Source organism: Enterobacter sp. SCRI0065 (assembly GCF_059766475.1).
The window spans coordinates 420101-444602 of the sequence record NZ_JCBAJB010000003.1 but is presented as its reverse complement, the minus strand read 5'-3'; the positions used below and the strand labels follow the sequence as shown (position 1 = coordinate 444602).

At 52.9% G+C, this 24502-nt stretch carries 26 protein-coding genes; 10 read left to right on the top strand and 16 right to left on the bottom strand.

Annotation, left to right across the window (positions count from 1 at the left end):
- Positions 1-58: 58 nt before the first annotated feature.
- The 5 genes from ahr to pepA all read right to left on the bottom strand — a co-directional run bounded on the left by ahr (position 59) and on the right by pepA (position 6669).
- The gene (gene ahr, locus AC6EMZ_RS12175) at positions 59-1078 is read right to left on the bottom strand and encodes an NADPH-dependent aldehyde reductase Ahr (protein WP_498402755.1); all 1020 of its coding nucleotides are present in this window, start codon (positions 1076-1078) and stop codon (positions 59-61) included.
- Positions 1079-1160: 82 nt separating this feature from the next.
- The gene (locus tag AC6EMZ_RS12170) at positions 1161-1667 is read right to left on the bottom strand and encodes a GNAT family N-acetyltransferase (protein WP_498402754.1); all 507 of its coding nucleotides are present in this window, start codon (positions 1665-1667) and stop codon (positions 1161-1163) included.
- Positions 1668-1790: 123 nt separating this feature from the next.
- A complete protein-coding gene (locus tag AC6EMZ_RS12165) occupies positions 1791-4646 on the bottom strand; it encodes a valine--tRNA ligase (RefSeq protein ID WP_498402753.1) in 2856 nt (951 codons plus the stop codon).
- A complete protein-coding gene (gene holC, locus AC6EMZ_RS12160) occupies positions 4646-5089 on the bottom strand; it encodes a DNA polymerase III subunit chi (protein WP_498402752.1) in 444 nt (147 codons plus the stop codon). Before holC ends, AC6EMZ_RS12165 begins: the two co-directional genes overlap by 1 nt.
- 68 nt (positions 5090-5157) lie before the next feature.
- Positions 5158-6669 carry a leucyl aminopeptidase gene (gene pepA, locus AC6EMZ_RS12155; protein WP_498402751.1) on the bottom strand — a complete coding sequence of 504 codons (1512 nt, stop codon included), beginning with the start codon at positions 6667-6669 and terminating at the stop codon, positions 5158-5160.
- Positions 6670-6934: 265 nt separating this feature from the next.
- On the opposite strand from pepA, the gene lptF reads away from it, so the two are divergent.
- The 5 genes from lptF to mtgA all read left to right on the top strand — a co-directional run bounded on the left by lptF (position 6935) and on the right by mtgA (position 13196).
- Positions 6935-8035 (top strand): LPS export ABC transporter permease LptF, encoded by a 1101-nt coding sequence (gene lptF, locus AC6EMZ_RS12150; RefSeq protein ID WP_498402750.1) that lies wholly within the window; start codon positions 6935-6937, stop codon positions 8033-8035.
- Positions 8035-9117: an LPS export ABC transporter permease LptG gene (gene lptG / locus AC6EMZ_RS12145; RefSeq protein ID WP_498402749.1), complete on the top strand. Its 1083-nt coding sequence runs from the start codon at positions 8035-8037 to the stop codon at positions 9115-9117. The genes lptF and lptG overlap by 1 nt, the downstream gene beginning before the upstream one ends.
- A 137-nt stretch (positions 9118-9254) precedes the next feature.
- Positions 9255-11588, top strand: coding sequence for an aerobic respiration two-component sensor histidine kinase ArcB (gene arcB / locus AC6EMZ_RS12140; RefSeq protein WP_498402748.1), 2334 nt, complete (start codon positions 9255-9257; stop codon positions 11586-11588).
- A 232-nt stretch (positions 11589-11820) separates the two neighbouring features.
- On the top strand, positions 11821-12474 hold the full coding sequence (gene elbB, locus AC6EMZ_RS12135; RefSeq protein ID WP_498402829.1) for an isoprenoid biosynthesis glyoxalase ElbB: 654 nt from the start codon (positions 11821-11823) through the stop codon (positions 12472-12474).
- The gene (gene mtgA / locus AC6EMZ_RS12130; RefSeq protein WP_498402747.1) at positions 12471-13196 is read left to right on the top strand and encodes a monofunctional biosynthetic peptidoglycan transglycosylase; all 726 of its coding nucleotides are present in this window, start codon (positions 12471-12473) and stop codon (positions 13194-13196) included. The genes elbB and mtgA overlap by 4 nt, the downstream gene beginning before the upstream one ends.
- A gap of 9 nt (positions 13197-13205) precedes the next feature.
- Here the strand turns inward: mtgA and npr are convergent, their stop codons facing one another.
- From npr to AC6EMZ_RS12075, 11 genes are all read right to left on the bottom strand, one after another.
- A complete protein-coding gene (npr, locus tag AC6EMZ_RS12125; protein WP_498402746.1) occupies positions 13206-13478 on the bottom strand; it encodes a PTS phosphocarrier protein NPr in 273 nt (90 codons plus the stop codon).
- On the bottom strand, positions 13475-14329 hold the full coding sequence (rapZ, locus tag AC6EMZ_RS12120; RefSeq protein WP_498402745.1) for an RNase adapter RapZ: 855 nt from the start codon (positions 14327-14329) through the stop codon (positions 13475-13477). Before rapZ ends, npr begins: the two co-directional genes overlap by 4 nt.
- A gap of 45 nt (positions 14330-14374) precedes the next feature.
- A complete protein-coding gene (gene ptsN / locus AC6EMZ_RS12115) occupies positions 14375-14866 on the bottom strand; it encodes a PTS IIA-like nitrogen regulatory protein PtsN (protein WP_498402744.1) in 492 nt (163 codons plus the stop codon).
- 82 nt (positions 14867-14948) lie between these two features.
- Positions 14949-15236, bottom strand: a complete 288-nt coding sequence (hpf, locus tag AC6EMZ_RS12110; protein WP_015960620.1) for a ribosome hibernation promoting factor — start codon at positions 15234-15236, stop codon at positions 14949-14951.
- A gap of 22 nt (positions 15237-15258) precedes the next feature.
- Positions 15259-16692, bottom strand: coding sequence for an RNA polymerase factor sigma-54 (gene rpoN, locus AC6EMZ_RS12105; protein WP_498402743.1), 1434 nt, complete (start codon positions 16690-16692; stop codon positions 15259-15261).
- Between the two features lie 47 nt (positions 16693-16739).
- Entirely contained in the window at positions 16740-17465 is a 726-nt protein-coding gene (lptB, locus tag AC6EMZ_RS12100; RefSeq protein ID WP_498402742.1) for an LPS export ABC transporter ATP-binding protein, read from the bottom strand.
- 6 nt (positions 17466-17471) lie between these two features.
- Positions 17472-18026, bottom strand: coding sequence for a lipopolysaccharide ABC transporter substrate-binding protein LptA (gene lptA, locus AC6EMZ_RS12095; protein WP_498402741.1), 555 nt, complete (start codon positions 18024-18026; stop codon positions 17472-17474).
- Complete coding sequence (gene lptC, locus AC6EMZ_RS12090) at positions 17995-18570, bottom strand: LPS export ABC transporter periplasmic protein LptC (RefSeq protein WP_498402739.1); 576 nt, start codon at positions 18568-18570, stop codon at positions 17995-17997. Before lptC ends, lptA begins: the two co-directional genes overlap by 32 nt.
- On the bottom strand, positions 18567-19133 hold the full coding sequence (gene kdsC, locus AC6EMZ_RS12085) for a 3-deoxy-manno-octulosonate-8-phosphatase KdsC (protein WP_498402738.1): 567 nt from the start codon (positions 19131-19133) through the stop codon (positions 18567-18569). Before kdsC ends, lptC begins: the two co-directional genes overlap by 4 nt.
- A 14-nt stretch (positions 19134-19147) precedes the next feature.
- Positions 19148-20134 carry an arabinose-5-phosphate isomerase KdsD gene (kdsD, locus tag AC6EMZ_RS12080; protein WP_498402736.1) on the bottom strand — a complete coding sequence of 329 codons (987 nt, stop codon included), beginning with the start codon at positions 20132-20134 and terminating at the stop codon, positions 19148-19150.
- 13 nt (positions 20135-20147) lie between these two features.
- Positions 20148-21125: a calcium/sodium antiporter gene (locus AC6EMZ_RS12075; protein ID WP_498402735.1), complete on the bottom strand. Its 978-nt coding sequence runs from the start codon at positions 21123-21125 to the stop codon at positions 20148-20150.
- 250 nt (positions 21126-21375) lie between these two features.
- Here AC6EMZ_RS12075 and mlaF point away from each other — a divergent pair, with 250 nt between their 5' ends.
- Genes mlaF through mlaB form a run of 5 tightly spaced genes read left to right on the top strand, consistent with a single transcriptional unit; the run spans position 21376 to position 24478 of the window.
- A complete protein-coding gene (gene mlaF, locus AC6EMZ_RS12070) occupies positions 21376-22188 on the top strand; it encodes a phospholipid ABC transporter ATP-binding protein MlaF (protein ID WP_498402734.1) in 813 nt (270 codons plus the stop codon).
- A gap of 7 nt (positions 22189-22195) precedes the next feature.
- Positions 22196-22978: a lipid asymmetry maintenance ABC transporter permease subunit MlaE gene (gene mlaE / locus AC6EMZ_RS12065; RefSeq protein WP_498402733.1), complete on the top strand. Its 783-nt coding sequence runs from the start codon at positions 22196-22198 to the stop codon at positions 22976-22978.
- 4 nt (positions 22979-22982) lie between these two features.
- Entirely contained in the window at positions 22983-23546 is a 564-nt protein-coding gene (gene mlaD, locus AC6EMZ_RS12060; protein WP_498402731.1) for an outer membrane lipid asymmetry maintenance protein MlaD, read from the top strand.
- Between the two features lie 3 nt (positions 23547-23549).
- The gene (mlaC, locus tag AC6EMZ_RS12055) at positions 23550-24185 is read left to right on the top strand and encodes a phospholipid-binding protein MlaC (protein WP_498402730.1); all 636 of its coding nucleotides are present in this window, start codon (positions 23550-23552) and stop codon (positions 24183-24185) included.
- On the top strand, positions 24185-24478 hold the full coding sequence (mlaB, locus tag AC6EMZ_RS12050; protein ID WP_498402729.1) for a lipid asymmetry maintenance protein MlaB: 294 nt from the start codon (positions 24185-24187) through the stop codon (positions 24476-24478). The genes mlaC and mlaB overlap by 1 nt, the downstream gene beginning before the upstream one ends.
- Positions 24479-24502: the final 24 nt, after the last annotated feature.

Genomic DNA, 24502 nt, shown 5'->3' with positions numbered 1-24502 from the left:
ACAGTGGGAGAGGGATGGGGTGCGGGCATCAGCCCGCACCGACCAGAGAAGACGTTAATCAGAAATCCGCTTTCAGCACCACGCGGTAACGGGCTTTACCGTCACGTACGTGTTGGATGGCTTCGTTGATTTTCGACATTGGATACAGTTCGGTTGTTGGTGCGACTTTGGTGCGGCCAGCAAACTTCATCAGCTTACGCAGTTCATAAGGTGTGCCCGTCGCAGAACCCGAAACGCTGCGATCGCCGCCAATCAGGGTAAATGCCGGTACCGGAAGCGGCTTCAGGACAGCGCCGACGGTATGGAAATTACCGCCGTAGGCCAGCGCCTCAAAGTACGGCTGCCAGTCGAGATCGACGTTCACGGTATTGATGATCAGATCAAACTGACCGGCCAGCGCTTTAAGTAATTCAGGATCGCGGCTGTTAACCACTTTATCGGCACCCATCGCCAGCACTTCCTGCTCTTTCGCTGGATTAGAGCTGAATGCGGTCACTTCGCAGCCCATCGCGTGTAGCAGCTTGATCGCAATATGGCCCAGGCCACCAATACCAATCACGCCGACGCGGCTGGTGGCGGTGACGTGATGCATCAGGAGAGGTTTGAATACGGTGATCCCGCCGCACAGCAGCGGGCCGGCGGATTCGATATCAATGCTGTCCGGCAACGGGATGACCCACTGCCAGTCGGCGCGCAGCTTGTCGGCGAAACCGCCTTTGTTGAGGATGGTGGGCGTCGCGCCTTCCAGACAGTTGATCTGATTGCCGCTGATACAGGCATCACAATGGCCACAGCTACGGGCGGTCCAGCCGATACCGACACGCTGGCCCACTTTCAGGCCTTTATCCTGTGCTGCGGTTCCCAGTGCTACGACGCGGCCAATGACTTCATGTCCGGCGACCAGCGGATAGCTCGAGAAGCCCCATTCATTGTCGATCATTGACAGATCAGAGTGGCAGATCCCACAGTAATCCACCTGCACTTCGACGTCTTCTGCCTTCAGCTCGCCCGCATCGTATTCGTACAGCTCAAGTTCTGCACCCGCCTGCGGTGCGGCGTAGCTTTTTATCTTAGACATCTTGTTTCCCCCGTTTGATGTGAACTGAGAGTGTAGATCATTCAGTTTACAGCCGCTTAGCAGAAGGGGGCAGGAACGAAAATTACAGAGTTTTCAGCATCCGCACTTCACAGTCGACGTGGCCGGTACAGCCGAGAGGCTCAGAAATATGTTCAAAGCCCAGGTGCTCGTACAACCCAATCGCGTCTTTGAGGAAAGCGGTGGTTTCGAGATAGCAGCGTTGGAAACCCTGAGAGCGAGCGTGATCGAGGGCAACCTGTGCCAGCTTTTTCGCCAGGCCTTTTCCACGCACGGAGGGCAGGAAGTACATTTTTTGCAGTTCACAGATGTCAGACTCGCTACAGCTAAGTGGCGCAACTCCGCCTCCGCCGACAACGTTACCGTTTTGCTCGATAATCCAGTAGGCATGGCCTGGCTGGCTATACAGCTGATATAGCTCGTCCAGATTCGGGTCAGCAACGGTATAGCCTTTATCGGCCGTCAGGCCATATTCAGCCGACACCGTGCGAATGACGTTGGCGATACTGGGATTGTCCTGCTCTGTGATCCGACGCATCGTTGTCGCGGCGGTCGGGGTAATCACGCTCATAGCATTACTCATGACAAAAATTGACACTCAGTTGCTGTTAATAGCATCGCAGAAAAGGGAGTGCAAGCGAGGATATTTCAGGAAGGAAACCCCTTACCTGCGAACAGGTAAGGGGTGATGGCATTACAGCGCGGCAATAACCGCCTGTTGTTCGATCAGTTTGGCTTTTGCATCAGCGAAAGCAACCAGTCGTTCACGCTCTTTAGCGATGACCGCTTCTGGGGCGCGTGCCACGAAACCTTCGTTGGAAAGCTTGCTTTCAATTTTTCCAATTTCCAGTTCGACTTTCGTCACTTCTTTCGCCAAACGTGCCAGCTCTGCATCTTTGTCGATCAGACCCGCCATTGGGATCAGCAGCTCCGCGCCTTCAATGATTTTGGTCACGGATACCGGACCTTTGTCATTAGCTGCCAGCACGGTGATGCTTTCCAGACGCGCCATGTTTTGCAGGAAACTGCGGTTTTCGGTGACACGACGAATGGCGGCTTCGCTGCAACCGCGCAGCAGCAGTTCAAGGTGTTTACCCGGCGAAATATTCATTTCAGCACGAATATTACGAACCGCAACGATCGCCTGCTTCAGCCATTCGGTGTCCGATGCGGCGGCTTCATCCACCTGAGCGGCATCGTATTCCGGGAAAGGTTGCAGCATGATGGTGTCGGCAGTAATGCCTTTGATGACCTTCACGCGTTGCCAGATGGTCTCGGTGATGAATGGAATAATCGGATGCGCAAGACGCAGCAGACCTTCCAGTACGGTAATCAGCGTGTTGCGCGTACCGCGCAGTTCAGCTTCATTGCCGCCGTTCATTACCGGTTTGGTCAGCTCCAGGTACCAGTCGCAGAACTGGTTCCAGGTGAATTCATACAGAATGCCGGCCGCGATATCGAAGCGGTAGGTATCCAGCGCTTCACGATAGGCTTTGATGGTCTGGTTGAACTCCGCCAGAATCCAGCGATCGGCCAGAGACAGTGTCATCTCGCCACCGTTGAAGCCACAATCTTGATCTTCGGTATTCATCAGCACAAAGCGGCTGGCGTTCCACAGCTTGTTACAGAAGTTGCGGTAACCTTCCAGACGTTTCATATCCCAGTTGATGTCACGACCGGTAGAGGCCAGTGCCGCCAGGGTGAAACGCAGGGCGTCGGTGCCGTGCGGCTCGATGCCGTCCGGGAACTGCTTCTCGGTGCGCTTAGCGATTTTTTCCGCCAGCTGCGGCTGCATCATGTTGCCGGTACGTTTTTCCAGCAGATCTTTCAGAGAGATACCGTCAACCATATCCAGCGGATCGATAACGTTGCCCTTGGATTTGGACATCTTCTGGCCTTCATCGTCGCGGATAAGACCGGTCATGTAGATGGTCTTAAACGGAATCTGAGGCTTGCCGTCTTCATCTTTGATGAAGTGCATGGTCATCATGATCATGCGGGCGATCCAGAAGAAGATGATGTCGAAGCCGGACACCATCACGCTGGTCGGGTGGAACTGACGCAGCGCATCGGTGTTTTCTGGCCAGCCGAGCGTGGAGAAGGTCCAGAGTGCGGAAGAGAACCAGGTATCCAGCACGTCGTCGTCCTGGCGCAGGGCAACGTCGGCACTCAGGTTATTTTCCTGACGCACTTCTTCTTCGGTGCGGCCAACAAACACATTCCCTTCATTGTCGTACCAGGCCGGGATGCGGTGACCCCACCACAGCTGACGGGAAATACACCAGTCCTGAATATCGCGCATCCAGGAGAAATACATGTTTTCGTACTGTTTAGGAACGAACTGAATGTCGCCGTTTTCAACCGCTTCAACCGCCGGTTTTGCCAGCACATCGGCACGCACGTACCACTGGTCGGTGAGCATCGGTTCGATGACCACGCCGCCACGGTCGCCGTAAGGTACGGTCAGATCGTGCGGTTTAACCTCTTCCAGCAGGCCCAGCGCATCAATAGCCGCGACAACGGCTTTGCGCGCGGCAAAACGTTCCAGCTTTTGGAATTCAGCGGGGATGTCGCTTGAGTAAGCGTCGGATTCGTTGCCTTTGGTGTCATACACTTCGGCGCTTTCACGGATATCACCGTCAAAGGTAAAAATGTTGATCATCGGCAGGGCGTGACGACGGCCAACTTCATAGTCGTTAAAGTCGTGTGCCGGGGTGATTTTCACACAGCCGGTGCCTTTTTCCATGTCGGCGTGTTCATCGCCCAGGATAGGGATGCGGCGATTCACCAACGGTAATGTCACGAACTTGCCGATCAAATCTTTGTAACGCGGATCTTCCGGGTTCACCGCCACGCCGGTATCACCCAGCAGGGTTTCTGGACGTGTCGTTGCAACCACCAGGTAATCTTTACCGTCTGCGGTTTTTGCGCCATCGGCCAAAGGATAGCGGATGTGCCACATCGAGCCTTTAGACTCGCGGTTTTCCACTTCCAGATCGGAGATCGCGGTGCGCAGTTTCGGATCCCAGTTCACCAGGCGCTTGCCACGGTAAATCAGATCTTCTTTGTACAGACGGACAAATACTTCTTTTACGGCGTTGGAAAGGCCTTCGTCCATGGTGAAGCGCTCGCGCTCCCAGTCCACGGAGTTGCCGAGACGACGCATCTGGCGAGTGATCGTGCCGCCAGATTCTGCCTTCCACTGCCAAATTTTGTCGATGAAGGCGTCGCGACCATAGTCGTGGCGGGTTTTACCTTCTTCAGCGGCAATCTTACGCTCGACCACCATTTGGGTAGCAATACCCGCATGGTCAGTACCTGCTTGCCACAGGGTGTTTTTGCCCTGCATGCGTTGGTAACGGATCATGGTATCCATGATGGTCTGCTGGAAAGCATGACCCATATGCAAACTGCCGGTGACGTTCGGCGGCGGGATCATGATGCAGAAGGACTCTTTGCTTTCATCGCCGTTAGGCTTGAAATAGCCCTGCTCTTCCCAGTGCTCGTAAAGCGGCTGTTCGATATCTCGTGGGTTGTATGTCTTTTCCATTATTTCCAGGTTGCCGTATTCAGGTTAAAACCAGCCAGGCGGTACGCTTTATAGCGTTCGCGCGCCAGTTGTTTCAGAGAATCTTCGTGAGGGACAAAGTCTACCACTTCTGTGAAAGCGGTGGCAAAATCTGCAAAGCCTGTACGCAGGCTAATCAGAATATCACGTGCGCTACTGTTGCGTTTTTGCGGCCAGGCAATCTCTACCGGTGCGCCGCCACGCGGTCCTTCTCCCGACAGATTATGCGGGACAAAACTTTCAGCGGGTCTTGCCCACAGCGCCTCATCGAGCCGAATAGCCTGCTGTTCGTCTTCGCAGGCGATCAGGACGCGTTTCCCGTTGCGCCAACGTTCTGCGGCAATTTCACACACCAATTGTTCGACGGCGCTTAAGCCATCCTGCTGCGTGTCATTGTCCAGAAGATAGAACGTTGCGTTTCTCATAATATGGGGCTTCTTGTGGTGACTTTACATGTGAAGCCGGGTGGCGTATTGCCACCCGGGATTCGGGTTTACTCTTCGCCACCCAATCCGGCGCGGTTGAGTAAGAATTGCGATAGCAGTGCAACAGGACGACCGGTTGCGCCTTTCGCTTTACCGGAGCGCCATGCGGTGCCCGCGATATCAAGGTGCGCCCAGTTGTATTTGCGGGTGAAGCGAGCCAGGAAGCAGCCTGCGGTGATAGCACCACCCGGACGGCCGCCGATATTGGCCATATCCGCAAAGTTAGATTCTAACTGTTCCTGATACTCATCGCCCAGCGGCAGACGCCATGCGCGGTCGCCAGCCTGTTCGGACGCGCCGATCAACTCATGCGCCAGCGGATTGTGATTCGACATCAGGCCGGTGATGTGATGGCCTAACGCAATCACGCAGGCACCGGTCAGTGTGGCGACGTCAATTACCGCTTCAGGATCAAAGCGTTCAACGTAGGTCAGCACATCGCACAGCACCAGGCGGCCTTCGGCGTCGGTATTCAGCACCTCAACGGTTTGTCCGGACATGGTCGTCAGTACATCGCCTGGGCGATAGGCACGTCCGCCAGGCATGTTTTCACAGCCTGCCAGTACGCCGATAACGTTAATCGGCAACTGGAGTTCAGCGACCATGCGCATGACGCCGTAAACGGCGGCGGCACCGCACATGTCGTACTTCATCTCATCCATGCCTTCGGCAGGCTTGATGGAGATACCACCGGAGTCAAAGGTCAGCCCTTTACCCACGAGCACAACAGGACGTGCGTCTTCCGACGGATTGCCTTTGTACTCAATAACCGACATCAGCGATTCGTTTTGTGAGCCATTCCCGACAGCGAGGTAAGAATGCATACCCAGCTCTTTCATCTGCTGTTCGCCGATGACGCGAGTGACCACGTTTTTACTGTATGAGTCGGCCAACTGACGCGCCTGTGAGGCAAGATAACCTGCGTTGCAGATGTTCGGCGGCATGTTGCCAAGATCTTTCGCAGCTTTGATGCCGGCAGCAATCGCCAGACCGTGCTGAATGGCACGTTCGCCAGAGGTTAACTCACGACGCGTTGGCACGTTGAAGACCATTTTACGCAGCGGACGACGCGGTTCGCTTTTATTGGTCTTCAACTGATCGAAGCTATAGAGACTTTCTTTCGCGGTCTCAACGGCCTGACGCACTTTCCAGTACGTATTGCGACCTTTAACGTGCAGTTCGGTCAGGAAGCAGACGGCTTCCATTGAGCCAGTATCATTCAGCGTGTTAATGGTTTTCTGAATAACCTGCTTGTATTGACGTTCATCAAGCTCACGCTCTTTGCCACACCCAATCAGCAGAATGCGCTCGGACAGCACGTTCGGAACATGGTGCAGCAATAGCGTCTGCCCAGGTTTGCCTTCCAGTTCGCCACGGCGCAACAAGGCGCTGATGTAACCGTCACTGATTTTATCGAGTTGTTCGGCGATCGGGGAGAGTCGGCGTGGTTCAAAGACGCCCACAACGATACAGGCACTCCGCTGTTTCTCCGGGCTACCGCTTTTTACACTGAACTCCATGCACTACGCTCCTGAATCTTAAAGACAACGACGGCTGCTACGGATAGAATTGAAACCTTTCGTAACTCAAGTCCGCTGTTGTGGTGACTTCGTGTTAATCTTACGTTACTACGGTTTCGACACGTCAAACATATCCTGAGCCGCGAATCCGCCTGATTTTTTAATCTTAGCGATGATTTCGACGATTCAAGAGAATAAATGACGTTTAAGCCATGAAACAAGCGAAATTCCTGCAAAGAGACGGGTTTTTACGGGCGTATTTAAAGTGATAATCATAAGATATCTGGTACGGGAGACGCTCAAGAGCCAACTGGCCATCCTTTTCATCCTCCTTCTGATCTTTTTCTGTCAGAAGCTGGTTAGGATCCTCGGTGCGGCTGTAGACGGCGAAATCCCGACAAATCTGGTGCTTTCTCTGCTCGGACTAGGCGTGCCCGAAATGGCGCAGCTTATTCTGCCGCTTAGCCTTTTCCTTGGCTTACTGATGACGCTCGGGAAGCTGTACACCGAAAGTGAAATCACGGTAATGCACGCCTGCGGCTTGAGTAAAGCCGTACTGGTGAAAGCCGCGATGGTGCTGGCGCTGTTCACAGGTATTGTTGCAGCAGTCAACGTCATGTGGGCGGGACCATGGTCATCCAAACATCAGGATGAAGTGCTTGCCGAAGCGAAAGCCAACCCCGGATTGGCGGCGTTAGCGCAAGGCCAGTTCCAGCAGGCAACCGACGGCAACTCTGTCCTCTTCATCGAGAGCGTAGACGGCAGTCGTTTTAACGACGTCTTCCTTGCGCAGCTCCGTACCAAAGGCAATGCGCGCCCGTCTGTGGTGGTAGCGGATTCCGGTCAGCTTTCCCAGCGTAAAGACGGCTCCCAGGTCGTGACTCTGAACAAGGGCACGCGCTTTGAGGGCACGGCGTTGCTGCGCGATTTCCGCATTACCGATTTCCAGAACTATCAGGCAATTGTTGGCCATCAGAACGTGGCTCTCGATCCGAGCGATACTGAGCAGATGGATATGCGTACTCTGATCAATACCGATACCGACCGGGCCAAAGCGGAGCTGCACTGGCGTCTCACGCTGGTATTCACGGTATTTATGATGGCGTTGATGGTTGTGCCGCTGAGCGTGGTTAACCCGCGTCAGGGCCGGGTATTGTCGATGCTACCGGCTATGCTGCTGTATCTGGTGTTCTTCCTGCTGCAAACGTCCATCAAGTCTAACGGTGGAAAGGGTAAGATCGATCCGATGATGTGGACGTGGGTGGTCAACGGTTTGTACCTGCTGCTGGCGGTCGTATTAAACCTGTGGGATACCGTACCGATGCGTCGCGTGCGTGCCCGTTTTATGCGTAAAGGAGCGGTGTAATGCAGGCGTTTGGCGTTCTTGACCGCTATATCGGTAAAACTATTTTTACCACCATCATGATGACGCTGTTCATGCTGGTGTCGCTCTCCGGCATCATCAAGTTTGTCGATCAGTTGAAGAAAGCCGGGCAGGGCAGTTATGACGCGCTTGGCGCGGGCATGTACACCCTTCTTAGCGTGCCAAAAGATGTGCAGATTTTCTTCCCGATGGCTGCGCTTTTGGGGGCATTGCTGGGCCTCGGTATGCTGGCGCAACGCAGTGAGCTGGTGGTGATGCAGGCTTCAGGCTTCACCCGTATGCAGGTGGCGTTATCCGTCATGAAAACCGCAATCCCGCTGGTGCTGTTGACTATGGCTATCGGCGAGTGGGTGGCACCGCAGGGTGAACAAATGGCGCGTAACTACCGCGCACAGGCCATGTACGGTGGCTCTCTGTTGTCCACTCAACAAGGATTATGGGCGAAAGACGGGAACAACTTCGTTTATATCGAACGCGTGAAAGGCGATGACGAGCTGGGTGGCGTAAGTATTTATGCCTTCAACGATAATCGTCGCTTGCAGTCGGTGCGTTATGCCGCCTCGGCAAAATTTGATGCGGCCAACAAACTGTGGCGTTTGTCGCAGGTCGATGAGTCGAATCTAAAAGATCCTAAACAAATCACGGGTTCGCAGACGGTTTCTGGAACCTGGAAAACGAACCTGACGCCTGACAAATTAGGCGTGGTGGCGTTGGATCCTGATGCGTTGTCGATCAGCGGATTGCACAACTATGTCAAATATCTGAAGTCGAGCGGTCAGGACGCCGGGCGTTATCAGCTCAACATGTGGAGCAAGATTTTCCAGCCGATGTCCGTCGCCGTCATGATGCTCATGGCACTGTCATTCATCTTCGGGCCGCTGCGAAGCGTGCCGATGGGCGTGCGCGTAGTGACGGGGATTAGCTTCGGTTTCGTCTTTTACGTGCTGGACCAAATCTTCGGTCCATTGACGCTGGTGTATGGCATTCCACCACTGATTGGCGCGCTATTGCCTAGTGCATCGTTCTTCCTGATAAGCCTCTGGCTGCTTCTCAAACGCTCCTGACAACACGTTTCCCCCACTCTCGCGTCGCCGGGAGTGGGGCTAATCTCCTGTTTCACACCGCACTTTTTCACACAACCTTCAACGCCTTGCCTGGAATTTGAGTATTATTGAGCGATGAAGTCGTGAAGGGATCCCCTATGAAGCAAATTCGAATGCTTGCGCAGTACTACGTCGATCTTATGATGAAGCTCGGCCTGGTCCGTTTCTCATTATTGTTGGCTCTTGCACTGGTGGTGCTGGCGATTGTCGTGCAGATGGCCGTGACGATGGTGCTTCACGGCCAGGTTGAGAGTATCGACGTCATCCGTTCCATCTTTTTCGGCCTGCTGATAACGCCGTGGGCAGTCTACTTTCTGTCTGTTGTGGTGGAGCAACTGGAAGAGTCGCGTCAGCGTCTTTCCCGGCTGGTCGTCAAACTGGAGGAGATGCGCGAGCGCGACCTTAAGCTCAACGTACAGCTCAAAAATAATATTGCCCAGCTGAACCAGGAAATTTCAGAGCGTGAAAAGGCGGAGGCTGAACGCCAGGCGACGCTTGAGCAACTGAAGATCGAGATGAAAGAGCGCGAAGTCACGCAGATACAGCTCGAACAACAATCCTCTTTCCTGCGCTCTTTCCTCGATGCCTCCCCGGATTTGGTTTTCTACCGTAATGAAGACAAAGAGTTTTCGGGGTGTAATCGGGCGATGGAGTTACTCACCGGGAAAAGTGAAAAACAGCTTATTCACCTCAAACCGCAGGATGTCTATTCTGAAGAAGCCGCGGTCAAAGTCATTGAAACCGATGAAAAAGTGTTTCGTCATAACGTCTCTTTGACCTATGAACAGTGGCTGGATTATCCGGATGGGCGCAAAGCCTGCTTCGAAATCCGTAAAGTGCCGTATTACGATCGTGTCGGTAAACGCCATGGCCTGATGGGCTTTGGCCGCGATATTACCGAGCGTAAGCGCTACCAGGATGCGCTCGAACGGGCGAGCCGTGATAAGACCACGTTTATCTCTACTATCAGTCATGAACTGCGTACGCCGCTAAACGGTATCGTGGGTTTGAGCCGTATTCTGCTGGATACCGAGTTAACCAGCGAGCAGGAGAAGTACCTTAAAACCATCCACGTATCGGCGGTGACGCTGGGTAATATCTTCAACGATATTATCGATATGGATAAGATGGAACGGCGCAAAGTCCAACTCGATAATCAGCCTGTCGACTTTACCGGTTTCCTGGCCGATCTGGAGAACCTCTCCGGGCTGCAGGCTCAGCAAAAAGGGCTACGCTTTGTGCTTGAGCCAACACTGCCGCTGCCGCATAAGGTCGTTACCGACGGTACGCGCCTGCGTCAGATCCTGTGGAATCTTATCAGCAACGCCGTTAAGTTTACCCAGAAAGGGCAGGTGGTGGTGCGCATTCGCGTTGATGAAGGCGACATGCTGCACTTTGAGGTTGAGGATTCCGGCATCGGTATTCCGCAGGAAGAGCAGGATAAGATCTTCGCCATGTATTATCAGGTGAAAGATAGCAATGGCGGCAAACCGGCTACCGGCACGGGGATTGGTCTGGCCGTCTCACGTCGTCTGGCGAAAAGTATGGGCGGCGACATTACTGTCACTAGCCAGCAGGGAAAAGGCTCATTGTTTACCCTGACGGTACATGCGCCAGCGGTGGCGGAAGAGGTGGAAGATACCTTTGAAAATGACGAACTGCCGCTACCGGCGCTGCACGTTCTGTTGGTAGAGGATATCGAGCTTAACGTGATTGTCGCGCGTTCAGTGCTTGAGAAACTGGGTAACAGCGTTGACGTGGCGATGACCGGCACCGCGGCGCTGGAGATGTTTACGCCGGGTGAATATGACCTCGTGCTGCTGGATATCCAGCTACCGGATATGACCGGCCTGGATATCTCCCGCGAACTGACGACCCGCTATGCGCCAGATGAATTGCCGCCGCTGGTGGCATTGACCGCAAACGTACTTAAGGACAAAAAAGAGTACCTCGATGCCGGAATGGACGACGTGCTCAGCAAACCGCTGGCGGTACCTGCGTTAACCGCCATGATTAAGAAGTTCTGGGATACCTGTGATGAAGAGGAGAGCACCATGACATCTGTAGAGAGCGCTAAAGCGCAAGCGATACTGGATATCGCTATGCTTGAGCAGTATATCGATTTGGTCGGCCCGAAACTGATTACCGATGGCGTGGCGGTGTTTGAGAAGATGATGCCGGGTTATTTAAGCGTGCTGGAATCGAATCTGACTGCGCGCGATCAGAAAGGTATTGTGGAAGAAGGGCACAAAATCAAAGGGGCAGCGGGCTCGATTGGATTGCGTCATCTGCAACAGCTAGGTCAGCAGATTCAGTCCCCGGATTTACCGGCATGGTCGGATAATGTGGGTGAATGGGTTGAAGAGATGAAGCAAGAGTGGCAAAACGACGTAGACGTGCTCAAAGCCTGGGTGGAAAGCACAAAAAAATGACCCCGGATAAACCGGGGTGCGCGAAATACTGCGCCAACACCAGGGAAATCGTAGCTGTGCCTGATCTTTCGTGTTGTTTTCGCATGGCACAGCCTGAAAAATTTGGGCCGCACGCAGATAAGATAGCAAATCTTAAATGATTTGTTACAGGAATCAGTGAAATGTGTGAAGCATACCAGTTTAATCAGAATTATTAATATGCTTCAGTCAGTTGCAAAGAAGGAACGGCATGATGAAAAAAGTGGGTGTAGTGCTTAGCGGGTGCGGTGTTTACGACGGTGCGGAGATTCATGAGTCCGTTTTGACGCTGCTTGCGTTGGCGCGACAGGGTGTCGAAACCATTTGTTTTGCACCGGATAAAAATCAGTCGGATGTGATTAATCACCTGTCCGGTGAGCCAATGGCCGAAACTCGTAACGTCTTGATTGAGTCTGCTCGTATTGCCCGGGGAGACATTCATCCACTGGCACAGGCAAATGCGGCTGAACTGGACGCGCTGATCGTGCCGGGTGGGTTTGGTGCGGCGAAGAATCTGAGCAGTTTTGCCAGTCTCGGCAACGACTGCCAGGTCGACAGTGCGTTAAAAAATCTGGTGCTGGATATGCATGCTGCAGGTAAGCCGCTGGGCTTTATGTGCATCGCGCCCGCAATGCTGCCAAAGATTTTTGATTTTCCACTGCGCCTGACGATTGGCACCGATATCGATACGGCTGAAGTGATTGAAGATATGGGCGGCGAACATGTCCCTTGTCCGGTTGACGATATCGTTGTTGATGAGGACAAAAAAATCGTCACCACGCCTGCCTATATGCTGGCGCAAAATATTGCCGAGGCGGCCACCGGTATTGATAAGCTGGTCGATCGCGTGCTGGTGCTGACGCAGTGAGTAAAAAACGTTCTCCCCTCGGTTGGGCGAAACGTATTGCGCTTCGCGCGATACTCGCACTCGCCGTTTTTTGGGGTGGGGGAATCGTCCTGTTTAGCATTTTGCCCGTGCCGTTTTCGGCAGTGATGGTCGAGCGTCAACTCGGCGCCTGGCTGACGGGGAATTTCAGCTATGTGGCGCATTCTGACTGGGTGAGCATGGATGAGATTTCGCCGTGGATGGGGCTGGCGGTTATCGCCGCTGAAGATCAAAAGTTCCCGGAGCATTGGGGTTTTGACGTCTCGGCGATTGAGAAAGCGCTGGCGCACAACGAGCGAAATGAAAATCGCGTGCGTGGCGCATCAACGCTTTCACAGCAAACGGCCAAGAATCTGTTTTTGTGGGATGGGCGAAGCTGGATAAGAAAAGGGCTCGAAGCAGGGCTGACGTTGGGGATGGAAACGGTCTGGAGTAAGAAACGCATCCTGACGGTTTATCTGAATATTGCCGAGTTTGGTGATGGGGTATTTGGCGTTGAAGCCGCAGCCCAACGTTATTTTCACAAGCCCGCTAGCCGTTTGACGATATCAGAAGCGGCGCTGTTAGCGGCGGTATTACCCAATCCTATCCGATTCAAAGCGAATGCCCCGTCGGGATACGTCCACAGCCGCCAGGCATGGATTATGCGTCAGATGCGGCAGTTGGGTGGCGAAGGATTTATGACGGGTAACAAGCTGTATTAATCGAGGGGATTAATCCTCGTCAAAACCTGAGTTAAATAGCGCGACTACGGCTGCCAGCGCTTCGATTTCCTGCGGGCCTGTCGCCTCGACCTCAATCTGTCGGCCTTTGGCAGAATCCAGCATGAGTAGCGCAATGACGCTGTTGGCTTCCGCTTCTGTGCCTTCGTCGTTGCGCAGCAGTACTTCAGCATCAAATCCCTGCATCAGCTCGAACAGCTTCATGGCTGGGCGTGCATGCATGCCCAGCTTGTTGGTGATTTCAACGGTGTGTTTTACGGTCATGTTTTACGTTTTTCCAGCGTACGATGACGAGACTGAACGTTTTTACCGCGAGAGCGGAAGTAATCGGCCAGTTGTTCGGCAATGTACACCGAACGATGTTTACCACCGGTACAACCAATCGCTACGGTCAGGTAGCTGCGGTTGTTTGTTTCCAGCATAGGTAACCATAGCTCAAGGTAGCTTCGCGTCTGGTAGATAAAATTGTGAACTTCTGTGTGCCTGTCGAGGAAGGCCGCCACGGGTTTATCCAAACCGGTCATTGGACGCAGTTTGGGGTCCCAGTGTGGGTTCGGCAGGAAACGCACATCGAAAACATAATCCGCATCGATAGGAATGCCGTGTTTGAAACCAAATGATTCAAACACCATGGTCAGCTCGCGCTCGCGTTTACCCAGCAGACGAGTACGCAGCATTTCCGCCAGCTCATGGACGGACATCTCAGAGGTATCGACAATCAGATCGGCACGGGAACGCAGGGGTTCCAGCAGCGCGCTCTCTTCATCGATAGCGCTTTCCAGTGACAGATTTTTGTTGGAAAGCGGATGCAAACGACGGGTATCGCTGTAACGACGAATTAACGTGTTGCGGTCAGCATCGAGGAACAGCAGTTGAGGAGAGAAGTTCTCCGGCAGGCTGCTCATGGCCAGTTCAAAGATCTCCGGGGATTCCGGCATATTACGCACGTCGATGCTTACCGCGGCAGAAATTTGTCGGTCTGCCAGCGTCCGCGCCAGGTCAGGTAACAACACGACCGGGAGGTTATCGACGCAGTAAAAGCCCATATCTTCGAGCGCTCGTAGGGCAACGGACTTTCCCGAACCCGAACGACCGCTGACGATCATCAGCACCATGTTCCGTTTCTCCTCAGGACATCAGATGTGAAGGCTATCTCCTGGTTATGCATCATCCTGATTGCCTTCTGTCTCCGTGATAATTTGATACAGCTCCTCATCACTTTGAGCAGCACGCAGGCGACGGCAAATCGTTTTATCCGCCAGACGTTTGGCGACCAGTGAGAGTGTATGCAAATGCGTTTTGGTCTGGTCAGCGGGCACCAGCAAAGCAAACAGCAAATCGACAGGCTGATTATCAATCGCATCAAAGGCGATAGGCGTTTCCAGCTGCACGAAGACGCCTACGGCACGCAATGTGTCTTCTTCCAGTTTGCCATGCGGAATGGCAATACCATTGCCGATGCCGGTACTGCCCATTTTTTCTCGGGTCAGAATGGCTTCGAACACCACCTGAGGCGGCAGGCTCAACTGTTTTGCGGCCAGTTCACTGATGATCTCCAGAGCACGTTTTTTACTCTGGCAGTGAACGCCACTGCGGGTACATTCCTGGTTAAGGACAGTGCTCAATTGAAGAGCTGAATCGTTGTTCATCATAATTTCACCTAAGCGCTAACCGTACAAATGGCCTGTTGTGTTTGACAACAGGCCGTCCTGCACCCGTTAACTGCTCGGACAATTAGTGTTGTTTCAGTTTGTCTTTATGTTTATTAAGCTGTCGCGCAAGCTTGTCAATCAAGCCGTCGATAGCCGCGTACATGTCTTGCCCTTCCGCACTGGCATGGATTTCGCCCCCGTTTATGTGCAGGGTTGCGTCCGAGATATGAGTCACTTTCTCCACTTTCAACACAATGTAGACCTGATTGATCCTCTCGAAATACTGCTCAAGCTTGGCGAATTTCGTATTCAGAAAATCGCGTAACGCTTCAGTGATTTCGACATTGTGTCCTGTGATGTTGAGCTGCATAGTGTCTTCCTTATCGGTTGTGTCAAACCAGTTGTTTACGCTGGTTAGACGGCGGAATGGATAAAGACTCTCGATACTTCGCAACAGTACGACGTGCCACCATGATACCCTGATCGGACAGCAGGGTGGTTAACTTACTGTCACTCAGTGGTTTCGCGGGGTTTTCCGCGGCGATTAACTTCTTCACCAGTGCGCGAATGGCCGTCGACGAGGCTTCGCCTCCGCCTTCGGTACTCACGTGGCTGGAGAAGAAATACTTAAGCTCAAAAATACCACGCGGGCTATGCAGATACTTTTGCGTTGTCACGCGCGAAATGGTCGATTCATGCATCTCGACGGCCTGTGCGATATCTGCCAGCACCATCGGTTTCATAAACTCTTCGCCTTGCTCAAAAAAGCCTTGCTGCTGTTCCACAATACAGCGACTGACGCGCAGCAGCGTATCATTTCTGCTTTCGAGGCTTTTGATCAGCCATCGCGCTTCCTGAAGATTGCTACGAATATATTGATTGTCAGAGTCGTTGCGCACGCTGGTGCACATTGAGGCGTATTGCTGGTTTATTTGCAGGCGGGGAATGCTGTCTGAATTTAGCTCTACGGTCCAGTGACCGTTATATTTTCGCACCAGAACGTCAGGAATAACATATTCCGGTTCGCCGGTCTGGATCGATTGTCCCGGACGCGGATCGAGGGATTGAATCAGATTCACCGCCTCTTTCAGCACATCCTCTTTCAATCGCGTCACGCGCATGAGCGAACGGAAATCATGATTAGCCAACAGATCCAGATGATCGCTGATGATTAAGCGTGCCTCGTCGAGCCTTGGCGTCTCTTTCACAAATTGAGAAAGCTGGATCAGAAGACAGTCGCGCAGATCTTTTGCGGCGACGCCAACCGGATCGAAGCGCTGGATGCGTTTAAGCACGGCTTCGATCTCATCCATTTCGATTTCGTCATCGCCGATACTTTCGAGTATGTCATCCAATGAGACGGTCAAATAACCGGTGTCATCAACGGCGTCGACAATTGACGTGGCAATCGCACGATCGGTCTCGGAAAATGGCGTTAGCTCGACCTGCCACATCAGGTAATCCTGAAGCGACTGGGTAGTTTCACCCTGATAAACCGGTAATTCGTCATCCTGATAGTCGGCGCGAGTACCGGAAGGCGTGCCAGCGGTATAGATTTCGTCCCAGCTGGCATCTAACGGAAGCTCGTCCGGCATCTCTTTTTGCTCAAGCGCATCGGCCGTATCGAGCGTTTCGGTGTCCTGCTTTTCCTGGGTTTCTACCTCTTCATGAAGATCGGTTTGCTCCAGCAGCGGGTTACTGTCCAGCGCTTGCTGGAGTTCCTGCTGGAGTTCTAACGTGGACAATTGCAACAGACGGATCGCCTGTTGTAACTGAGGCGTCATCGCCAACTGCTGGCTGAGCCTTAATTGCAAACCTTGCTTCATGTTCAGAGCATTTTTCTCCGGTCCTGCGTGACTTAACCTCTACCCTATCAGAGTCTGAAGTCTTCCCCAAGGTACACGCGTTTCACATGCTCATCTTCGAGAATTTCTTGTGGCGTGCCGTGGGCGATTAAATGCCCCTGGCTGACAATATAAGCACGCTCACAGACCGCTAACGTTTCACGAACGTTGTGGTCGGTAATCAGTACGCCGAGACCGCTGTCGCGCAGATGCTCGATAATCCGTTTTATATCGATGACGGAGATTGGGTCAACGCCTGCAAACGGTTCATCCAGAAGGATAAATTTCGGGTTTGCTGCCAGCGCACGGGCAATTTCCACGCGGCGACGTTCGCCCCCTGAAAGTGCCTGACCCAGGTTGTCTCGCAGGTGCTCAATATGGAACTCTTCCATCAGCTGATTAGCACGATCCTGACGTTGTTCAGCCGTCAGATCGTCTCGGATCTGCAGCACAGCCATCAGGTTATCGTATACGCTCAGCCTACGGAAAATGGAGGCTTCCTGCGGAAGATAGCCAATACCACGGCGCGCGCGCGCGTGCAGCGGCAACAGACTGATATCTTCGTCATCAATAATAATGTTGCCCGCGTCGCGCGCGACTATCCCCACCACCATGTAAAAGGTAGTGGTTTTACCTGCACCGTTAGGACCCAGCAAGCCAACAATTTCACCGGAATTAACGGTCAGACTGACATCTTCCACGACGCGACGGCCTTTGTAGGCTTTAGCGAGGTTCTTTGCAGTTAATGTTGCCATAACGAATTAGTTACTCTTCTTCTGGGCGGGAGCCTGTGCTTTGCCTTTATCCTGCAACTGCGATGGCACCAGCACGGTGGTGACACGTCTACCTTTCTCGCTGAAAGCCTGCATTTTCTGCTCTTTCACCAGATAGGTAATCTTGTCGCCCGTGATGTTGCTGTCGAGCTGTTCCAGATAGGCGTTGCCGGTCAGGATCACAAGATCCTTCGCCAGTTCATAGTGCATATGCGAGGCATGGCCTTTGACTGGCTTGCCGTTGTCTTGCATCTGGTAGAAGGTTGCCGGATTACCAAAACCATCGATAATCTCTTTGCCTTGTTCGCCGCCTGGGCGGGTAACAACCACTTTGTCGGCGTTGATTTTGATCGTGCCCTGGGTCATCACCACGTTGCCCGTGAAGGTCACAACGTTACCCTGCATATCCAGCGACTGAGTGTCTGACTCGATATGGATAGGCTGTTCAGTATCGCCAGTCACAGCAAGTGCGGGTAGACTGGCGGCCAGCAGCGCGCTGGCGATGACAAAATTAAGGCTGAGTTTGTTTATTTTGAATTTCATATGAGGTTCTAACCTTTTCAATCAGCTCGGCGTTTTTGCTGCGTAAGTTCCCGCGCATTCTTAGACCGCTGGAATTAAATGTTGTGCCGTATAACGTCACCAGATCCTGCGATGTAACATCCTGGGTAATCAGGTTGATCTGGGCATTATCCGTAGTAATTTTGCGCAGTTGAGAATCTGCGGTCAGGGCGTTGACTTCGACATGCCCATACAGATAAAGCATACGGTCATTCGTCAATTTTGCTCTGTCAGATTTGATCGACCACGTCGGAACTTTATTCACATCAAAGGTCGTCATGACCGGTTGGGTAAACCACGACACGCCTTCTTCAGAAAAATATTCGACATGCTGAGCAATCAGGCGATAGTTCAACGCCCCTTCAGGACTGTAAACGACCGTATCGGTATGCTCGCTTTTATAGGTCGGCTCGTTAGTGCTGGCCACTTCCGTCTGCGTCTCATCGGTGTCGGCGAGATTCACGCCTATCAGCACTAATACGGCCAACGAAAGCAGAATGATAACCCAACGTCTGGTTTTACTCATATTGATTGCCCTTTGGCCTCATCAAGCTTGCCCTGCGCGAGCAGTAACAGATCGCACACTTCGCGCACGGCACCGCGACCGCCGTTGATCCGGGTAATGTAGTCAGCGCGTGGGAGCAATAGCGGATGCGCATCCGCTACAGCGATACTTAAGCCCACTTCAGCCATGACCGGCCAGTCAATCAGATCGTCTCCCACGTAGGCGACATTTTCTGGGGCGATGGCAAGTTTGGTCAGCAGATCCCTGAAAGCCACCATCTTGTCGGATTGACCTTGATACAGATGAGTGATGCCCAGTGTTTCACAGCGATCTTCTACCAGTTTAGCTTTTCGTCCGGTGATAATAGCAACTTCGATACCCGATGTGATCGCGCAGCGAATGCCATAGCCATCCCGAACGTTGAAGGCTTTTAGCTCTTCGCCATTATTACCCATAAAAATTAAGCCATCGGACAGAACGCCATCGACGTCCAGAATCAGCAATTGGATTTTTTCCGCCTGCGCCATCATTTGCGTGCTGACCGGGCCATAACAGGTTGCAAGGGATGCACCCGTATTACTCATTGTCTTATCCTTCATTACACTACGCCTGCGCGCAGAAGATCATGCATATGTACCACACCCAGCAGTTGGTCGCCATCGGCAACCATGACTGAGGTTATATGACGGGACTGCATCAGGTTCAAAACATCGACGGCCAGCGTGCCGGGACGAACGCGTATACCGCCCGAGGTCATGACGTCGGCAATACCCAAAGTACGCACATCCACACCCATATCAAACACGCGGCGCAGGTCACCATCAGTGAAGATGCCTTCGATTTTCATCAGGTCGTCGCAGATAACCGTCATGCCAAGATTTTTACGGGTAATTTCTAACAACGCATCCCGCAGAGAGGCCTCTTTACTGACGTGAGGGATTTCCGCGCCGGAGTGCATAATGTCGTTGACCCGCAGCAGCAGTTTACGGCCTAACGCGCCACCTGGGTGGGAAAGGGCAAAATCTTCTGGCGTAAAGCCGCGAGCTTCTAGGAGCGCAACGGCCAGCGCGTCGCCCATGACCAACGCTGCGGTAGTGCTGGAGGTCGGCGCAAGTCCGAGCGGGCACGCCTCTTTGGGAACCTTCACGCATAAATGGACGTCTGCTGCGCGGGCCATGCTGCTTTCCGGGCGGCTGGTCATACAAATGAGCGGAACATGCAGACGCTTCAGTACCGGAATCAGCGCCAGAATCTCGTTAGATTCGCCAGAATTCGACAGGGCGATGACGACATCCTGCGGGGTGACCATACCGAGATCGCCGTGGGCCGCTTCGCCTGGATGCACAAAGAATGATGAGGTTCCGGTGCTGGCGAATGTCGCAGCCATTTTACGGCCAATGTGGCCGGATTTGCCCATTCCCATGACCACGACTTTGCCCATGCAGTAGAAAATTTTCTCACACGCCAGGCTGAAGTCCTGATTAATGTACTGATCTAACTGCGCCAGACCTTCACGTTCAATTTGCAGAACATCTTTGCCTGCTTTCTGAAAGTCAAAACCCGGCTGCAATTCTATTTGCGACATAATGCGTTTCCATTTACCCAGAGAGAAGAGGCGACAGCCAGTAAAGCATCGCCATCCATACGATAAATCCACCCGTCAGTAGGACACCTGCCCCTTTACCAATTTGCTGCTTTCGCCGCCAGCAGAGCAGGGCGAAGAGCAGGCTCACCAACAGCATCACACCGTAATCGCGGGAAAAAGCCATTGGATTAACTGCCCCTGGCGCGATGAGCGCCGGTAAACCCAATACGATAGCGATGTTAAAAATATTGGAACCAATGATATTGCCGATCGCGATATCATCTTCACCTTTACGTGCGCCCGCGATGGCGGTTGCCAGCTCTGGCAGACTGGTGCCGATGGCAATGACCGTCAGGCCGAACGTTAATTCGCTCATCGCGAAATAATTGGCGACCACGGTCGCGTTATCGACCACCATTCGGGTGGCCATCGGCATAATAATGAGCGCAACGCCAAGCCAAAGCAGCGCCACCGGTAGTGTTCCATCCCGTGGAAGTTCGGCAACTTGCTCGCGCGTCAGACTGTCGTTGCCCTGTTTTTCTGCCAGACGGGCAATTTTAACGATATACAGCAGCCAGATAACCGCCAGCGAAAGCAAAAGAATGCCGTCATCGAAGGTAAGCTGCCCATCATAAAGCACGTAGCCCGCCAGCAGGGTGACAATTAACATTAGCGGTAATTCACGACGTAAAACATCAGAATGCACGCGAAAGGGATGCAGCAGCGCAGCAAGACCCAGAATCAGTAAGATATTGACGATGTTGGAGCCAATGGCGGTGCCGACCGCAAGATCGACTTGCCCGTGCAATGACGCGGAGACAGAGACGATGATTTCCGGGAGCGATGTTCCCACGCTGACCACCGTCATCCCGATGATCAGTGGCGGTATCCCAAACAGTCGGCACAGGATCGATGCAGCAAACACCAAACGGTCAGCACTGTAGACCACCAAAAATAAACCAATTATTAACAGTGCCGTTGCTAAAAGCATCAAAAGTCCTTTCTTCAGGTATACTCGCCGGTCCGCTGAGAAAGAATCTCTGGCGCTGCATACGGTCTGTACACGTAACGAATTCCTAATTTTGACTTTATGCGCCAGAAAAGTAAAACAAATGCCAGCTTTCGCTAACCCGTACGGGCAATATTCTGTAAAAATATCGGGTTTAAGGCTGAATTAAGCGTCATGCTTAGATCCTGATGGGTAGGCTCTTATCACCTGAAGGGAAAGGAAGGAACTGCCAATGAGCCAAACAATGGCGAATATAGTCGATGTCCGTGACGTCAGTTTTTCTCGCGGTAACCGATTAATATTTGATGATATTACGTTGACGGTTCCGCGCGGCAAGATCACAGCGATCATGGGCCCGTCTGGGATCGGTAAAACAACGCTACTACGTCTGATCGGTGGACAGATCCCGCCGGACAGTGGCGAGATTCTTTTCGACGGTGAAAATATCCCGGCGATGTCCCGTTCACGGCTATATACCGTGCGTAAACGCATGAGCATGCTGTTTCAGTCAGGGGCGTTATTCACCGACATGAACGTCTTTGATAACGTGGCCTATCCATTGCGCGAACACACCCGCTTATCCGCAGAGCTGTTGAAAACAACGGTCATGATGAAGCTTGAAGCCGTGGGGCTGCGTGGGGCGGCAAAATTAATGCCGTCTGAGCTTTCCGGCGGTATGGCGCGCCGTGCTGCGCTGGCGCGGGCAATCGCACTGGAGCCTGATTTAATCATGTTCGACGAGCCTTTTGTCGGGCAAGACCCTATCACGATGGGTGTGCTGGTGAAGTTGATTTCAGAACTGAACAGCGCGCTGGGTGTGACCTGTGTTGTGGTGTCGCACGATGTACCGGAAGTGCTGAGTATCGCGGATTACGCCTATATCGTGGCGGATCAGAAAATCGTCGCGCACGGTGGCGCTCAGGCGCTGCAAAATAATAGCGATCCGCGAGTTCGTCAGTTCCTCGATGGTATTGCGGACGGCCCCGTTCCGTTCCGCTTCCCGGCGGGTGACTACCATCAAGATTTATTGGAATTAGGGAGTTAAGCCACTCATGCTGTTAAATGCATTGGCCGCTCTTGGACACCGTGGCATAAAAACCATCAGGACGTTCGGGCGTGCCGGATTGATGTTATTCAATGCGCTGGTTGGCAAACCGGAATTCCGCAAACATGCCCCGCTACTGGTACGCCAGCTCTATAACGTCGGCGTTCTGTCGATGCTTATTATTATCGTGTCAGGATTGTTTATCGGCATGGTTCTTGGGCTGCAGGGATATCTGGTATTGACCACTTATAGTGCGGAAACTGGCCTTGGCATGCTGGTGGCGCTTTCCTTACTGCGTGAACTCGGCCCGGTGGTTGCCGCGCTGCTGTTTGCCGGACGTGCGGGCTCAGCGCTGACGGCGGAAATTGGTCTGATGCGTGCGACAGAACAGCTCTCCAGCATGGAAATGATGGCGGTTGATCCGCTGCGTCGCGTTATCTCCCCTCGTTTTTGGGCGGGTGTTATTTCGCTACCGCTGCTGACCATTCTTTTTGTGGCCGTCGGCATCTGGGGCGGCTCGCTGGTGGGCGTGCAGTGGAAGGGTATTGACGCGGGTTTCTTCTGGTCCGCGATGCAGGACGCCGTTGATCTGCGTATGGATCTGGTGAACTGCCTGATTAAGAGCGTGGTTTTTGCGTTTACGGTTACATGGATTGCGTTATTCAATGGTTATGACGCGATACCAACCTCTGAAGGGATCAGCCGCGCCACAACGCGCACTGTCGTTCATTCGTCGCTGGCCGTACTGGGTCTGGATTTTGTGCTCACCGCACTGATGTTTGGGAATTGAGTTCATGCAAACGAGAAAAAGTGAAATTTGGGTAGGTGTGTTTTTGCTGCTGGCATTGCTTGCCGCGCTGTTTATTTGTCTTCGGGCTGCAGATATCACCTCTATTCGGACAGAACCCACTTATCGCATCTATGCGACATTCGATAATATTGGTGGTTTGAAAGCGCGTTCGCCAGTGCGTATTGGCGGCGTGGTGATTGGTCGAGTCGCCGACATTACTCTTGATGAGAAAACCTATTTACCCCGTGTGGAAATGGAGATCGAAGAGCGCTACAACCACATTCCTGATACCAGCTCTCTTTCTATTCGTACTTCTGGGCTGTTGGGCGAGCAATACCTGGCCCTGAACGTTGGCTTTGAAGACCCTGAGCTGGGAACGTCTATCCTTAAAGACGGGGGTGTGATTCAGGATACCAAGTCGGCCATGGTGCTTGAAGATATGATTGGTCAGTTCCTTTACAGCAGTAAAGGCGATGACAAAAAATCTGACGATGCCCCAGCGCAGAGTGAGGGCCAAACTGACGTTGCGCCAACCCCAGGCACGACGAATTCATCTCAGGAGAAGTAATTCATGATTAAACGACTGTTAATGGTTGCCATGCTGGTGATTGCCCCTCTGACTGCTGCAACCGCAGCGGACCAGAGCAATCCGTATAAATTGATGGATGAGGCGGCGCAAAAAACGTTTGATCGCCTTAAAAATGAGCAACCTAAAATTCGTTCTAACCCGGATTACCTGCGCGAAGTGGTTGATCAGGAACTGCTGCCTTATGTGCAGATTAAATACGCAGGCGCTTTGGTATTGGGCCGTTATTACAAAGATGCGACCCCGGCTCAGCGTGACGCTTACTTTGCCGCATTCCGTGAATATTTGAAACAGTCTTATGGCCAGGCGCTGGCGATGTACCACGGTCAGACCTACCAGGTCGCTCCGGAACAACCGCTGGGCGATGCGACGATTTTGCCTATCCGCGTAACGATAGTCGATCCAAACGGTCGGCCGCCTGTGCGCCTGGACTTCCAGTGGCGTAAAAATACCCAAACCGGCAACTGGCAGGCGTTTGACATGATTGCTGAAGGCGTGAGCATGATTACGACTAAGCAAAACGAGTGGAGCGATCTGCTGCGAACCAAAGGCATCGATGGCCTGACCGCGCAGTTAAAATCGATCTCCAGCCAGAAAATCACGCTGGACGAGAAAAAGTAATGACGCAGCAATTTAGCTGGTCGCGTGAGGGCGAAACATTATCGCTGTTGGGCGAACTCGATCAGGATCTGCTAAATCCCCTGTGGGATGCGCGCCAGAAAGCGATGAAAGGCGTGGCGTATATTGATTTGACCAACGTCTCACGCGTGGATACCGCCGGTATTGCACTGTTAGTGCATCTGGTCGCTGAAGGCAAAAAGCAGGGCGCGAACGTCTCGCTTATTGGTGCCAGTGACAACGTGGTCACCCTCGCACAGCTTTATAATTTGCCTGAAGACGTATTACCTCGCTAATTTTTTCAGTACGTTACTTCTGAA

Coding starts and splice junctions, on each gene's coding strand:
- AC6EMZ_RS12170 (WP_498402754.1), bottom strand. CDS start 1,667: ATGAGCGTGATTACCCCGACCGCCGCGACAACGATGCGTCGGATCACA.
- lptC (WP_498402739.1), bottom strand. CDS start 18,570: ATGAGTAAAACCAGACGTTGGGTTATCATTCTGCTTTCGTTGGCCGTA.
- hpf (WP_015960620.1), bottom strand. CDS start 15,236: ATGCAGCTCAACATCACAGGACACAATGTCGAAATCACTGAAGCGTTA.
- pepA (WP_498402751.1), bottom strand. CDS start 6,669: ATGGAGTTCAGTGTAAAAAGCGGTAGCCCGGAGAAACAGCGGAGTGCC.
- arcB (WP_498402748.1), top strand. CDS start 9,255: ATGAAGCAAATTCGAATGCTTGCGCAGTACTACGTCGATCTTATGATG.
- npr (WP_498402746.1), bottom strand. CDS start 13,478: ATGACCGTAAAACACACCGTTGAAATCACCAACAAGCTGGGCATGCAT.
- AC6EMZ_RS12075 (WP_498402735.1), bottom strand. CDS start 21,125: ATGCTTTTAGCAACGGCACTGTTAATAATTGGTTTATTTTTGGTGGTC.
- ptsN (WP_498402744.1), bottom strand. CDS start 14,866: ATGATGAACAACGATTCAGCTCTTCAATTGAGCACTGTCCTTAACCAG.
- kdsC (WP_498402738.1), bottom strand. CDS start 19,133: ATGAGTAATACGGGTGCATCCCTTGCAACCTGTTATGGCCCGGTCAGC.
- rapZ (WP_498402745.1), bottom strand. CDS start 14,329: ATGGTGCTGATGATCGTCAGCGGTCGTTCGGGTTCGGGAAAGTCCGTT.
- ahr (WP_498402755.1), bottom strand. CDS start 1,078: ATGTCTAAGATAAAAAGCTACGCCGCACCGCAGGCGGGTGCAGAACTT.
- holC (WP_498402752.1), bottom strand. CDS start 5,089: ATGAGAAACGCAACGTTCTATCTTCTGGACAATGACACGCAGCAGGAT.
- mlaC (WP_498402730.1), top strand. CDS start 23,550: ATGATTAAACGACTGTTAATGGTTGCCATGCTGGTGATTGCCCCTCTG.
- mlaB (WP_498402729.1), top strand. CDS start 24,185: ATGACGCAGCAATTTAGCTGGTCGCGTGAGGGCGAAACATTATCGCTG.
- mlaE (WP_498402733.1), top strand. CDS start 22,196: ATGCTGTTAAATGCATTGGCCGCTCTTGGACACCGTGGCATAAAAACC.
- lptB (WP_498402742.1), bottom strand. CDS start 17,465: ATGGCAACATTAACTGCAAAGAACCTCGCTAAAGCCTACAAAGGCCGT.
- elbB (WP_498402829.1), top strand. CDS start 11,821: ATGAAAAAAGTGGGTGTAGTGCTTAGCGGGTGCGGTGTTTACGACGGT.
- rpoN (WP_498402743.1), bottom strand. CDS start 16,692: ATGAAGCAAGGTTTGCAATTAAGGCTCAGCCAGCAGTTGGCGATGACG.
- lptG (WP_498402749.1), top strand. CDS start 8,035: ATGCAGGCGTTTGGCGTTCTTGACCGCTATATCGGTAAAACTATTTTT.
- lptA (WP_498402741.1), bottom strand. CDS start 18,026: ATGAAATTCAAAATAAACAAACTCAGCCTTAATTTTGTCATCGCCAGC.
- kdsD (WP_498402736.1), bottom strand. CDS start 20,134: ATGTCGCAAATAGAATTGCAGCCGGGTTTTGACTTTCAGAAAGCAGGC.
- mlaF (WP_498402734.1), top strand. CDS start 21,376: ATGAGCCAAACAATGGCGAATATAGTCGATGTCCGTGACGTCAGTTTT.
- mlaD (WP_498402731.1), top strand. CDS start 22,983: ATGCAAACGAGAAAAAGTGAAATTTGGGTAGGTGTGTTTTTGCTGCTG.
- AC6EMZ_RS12165 (WP_498402753.1), bottom strand. CDS start 4,646: ATGGAAAAGACATACAACCCACGAGATATCGAACAGCCGCTTTACGAG.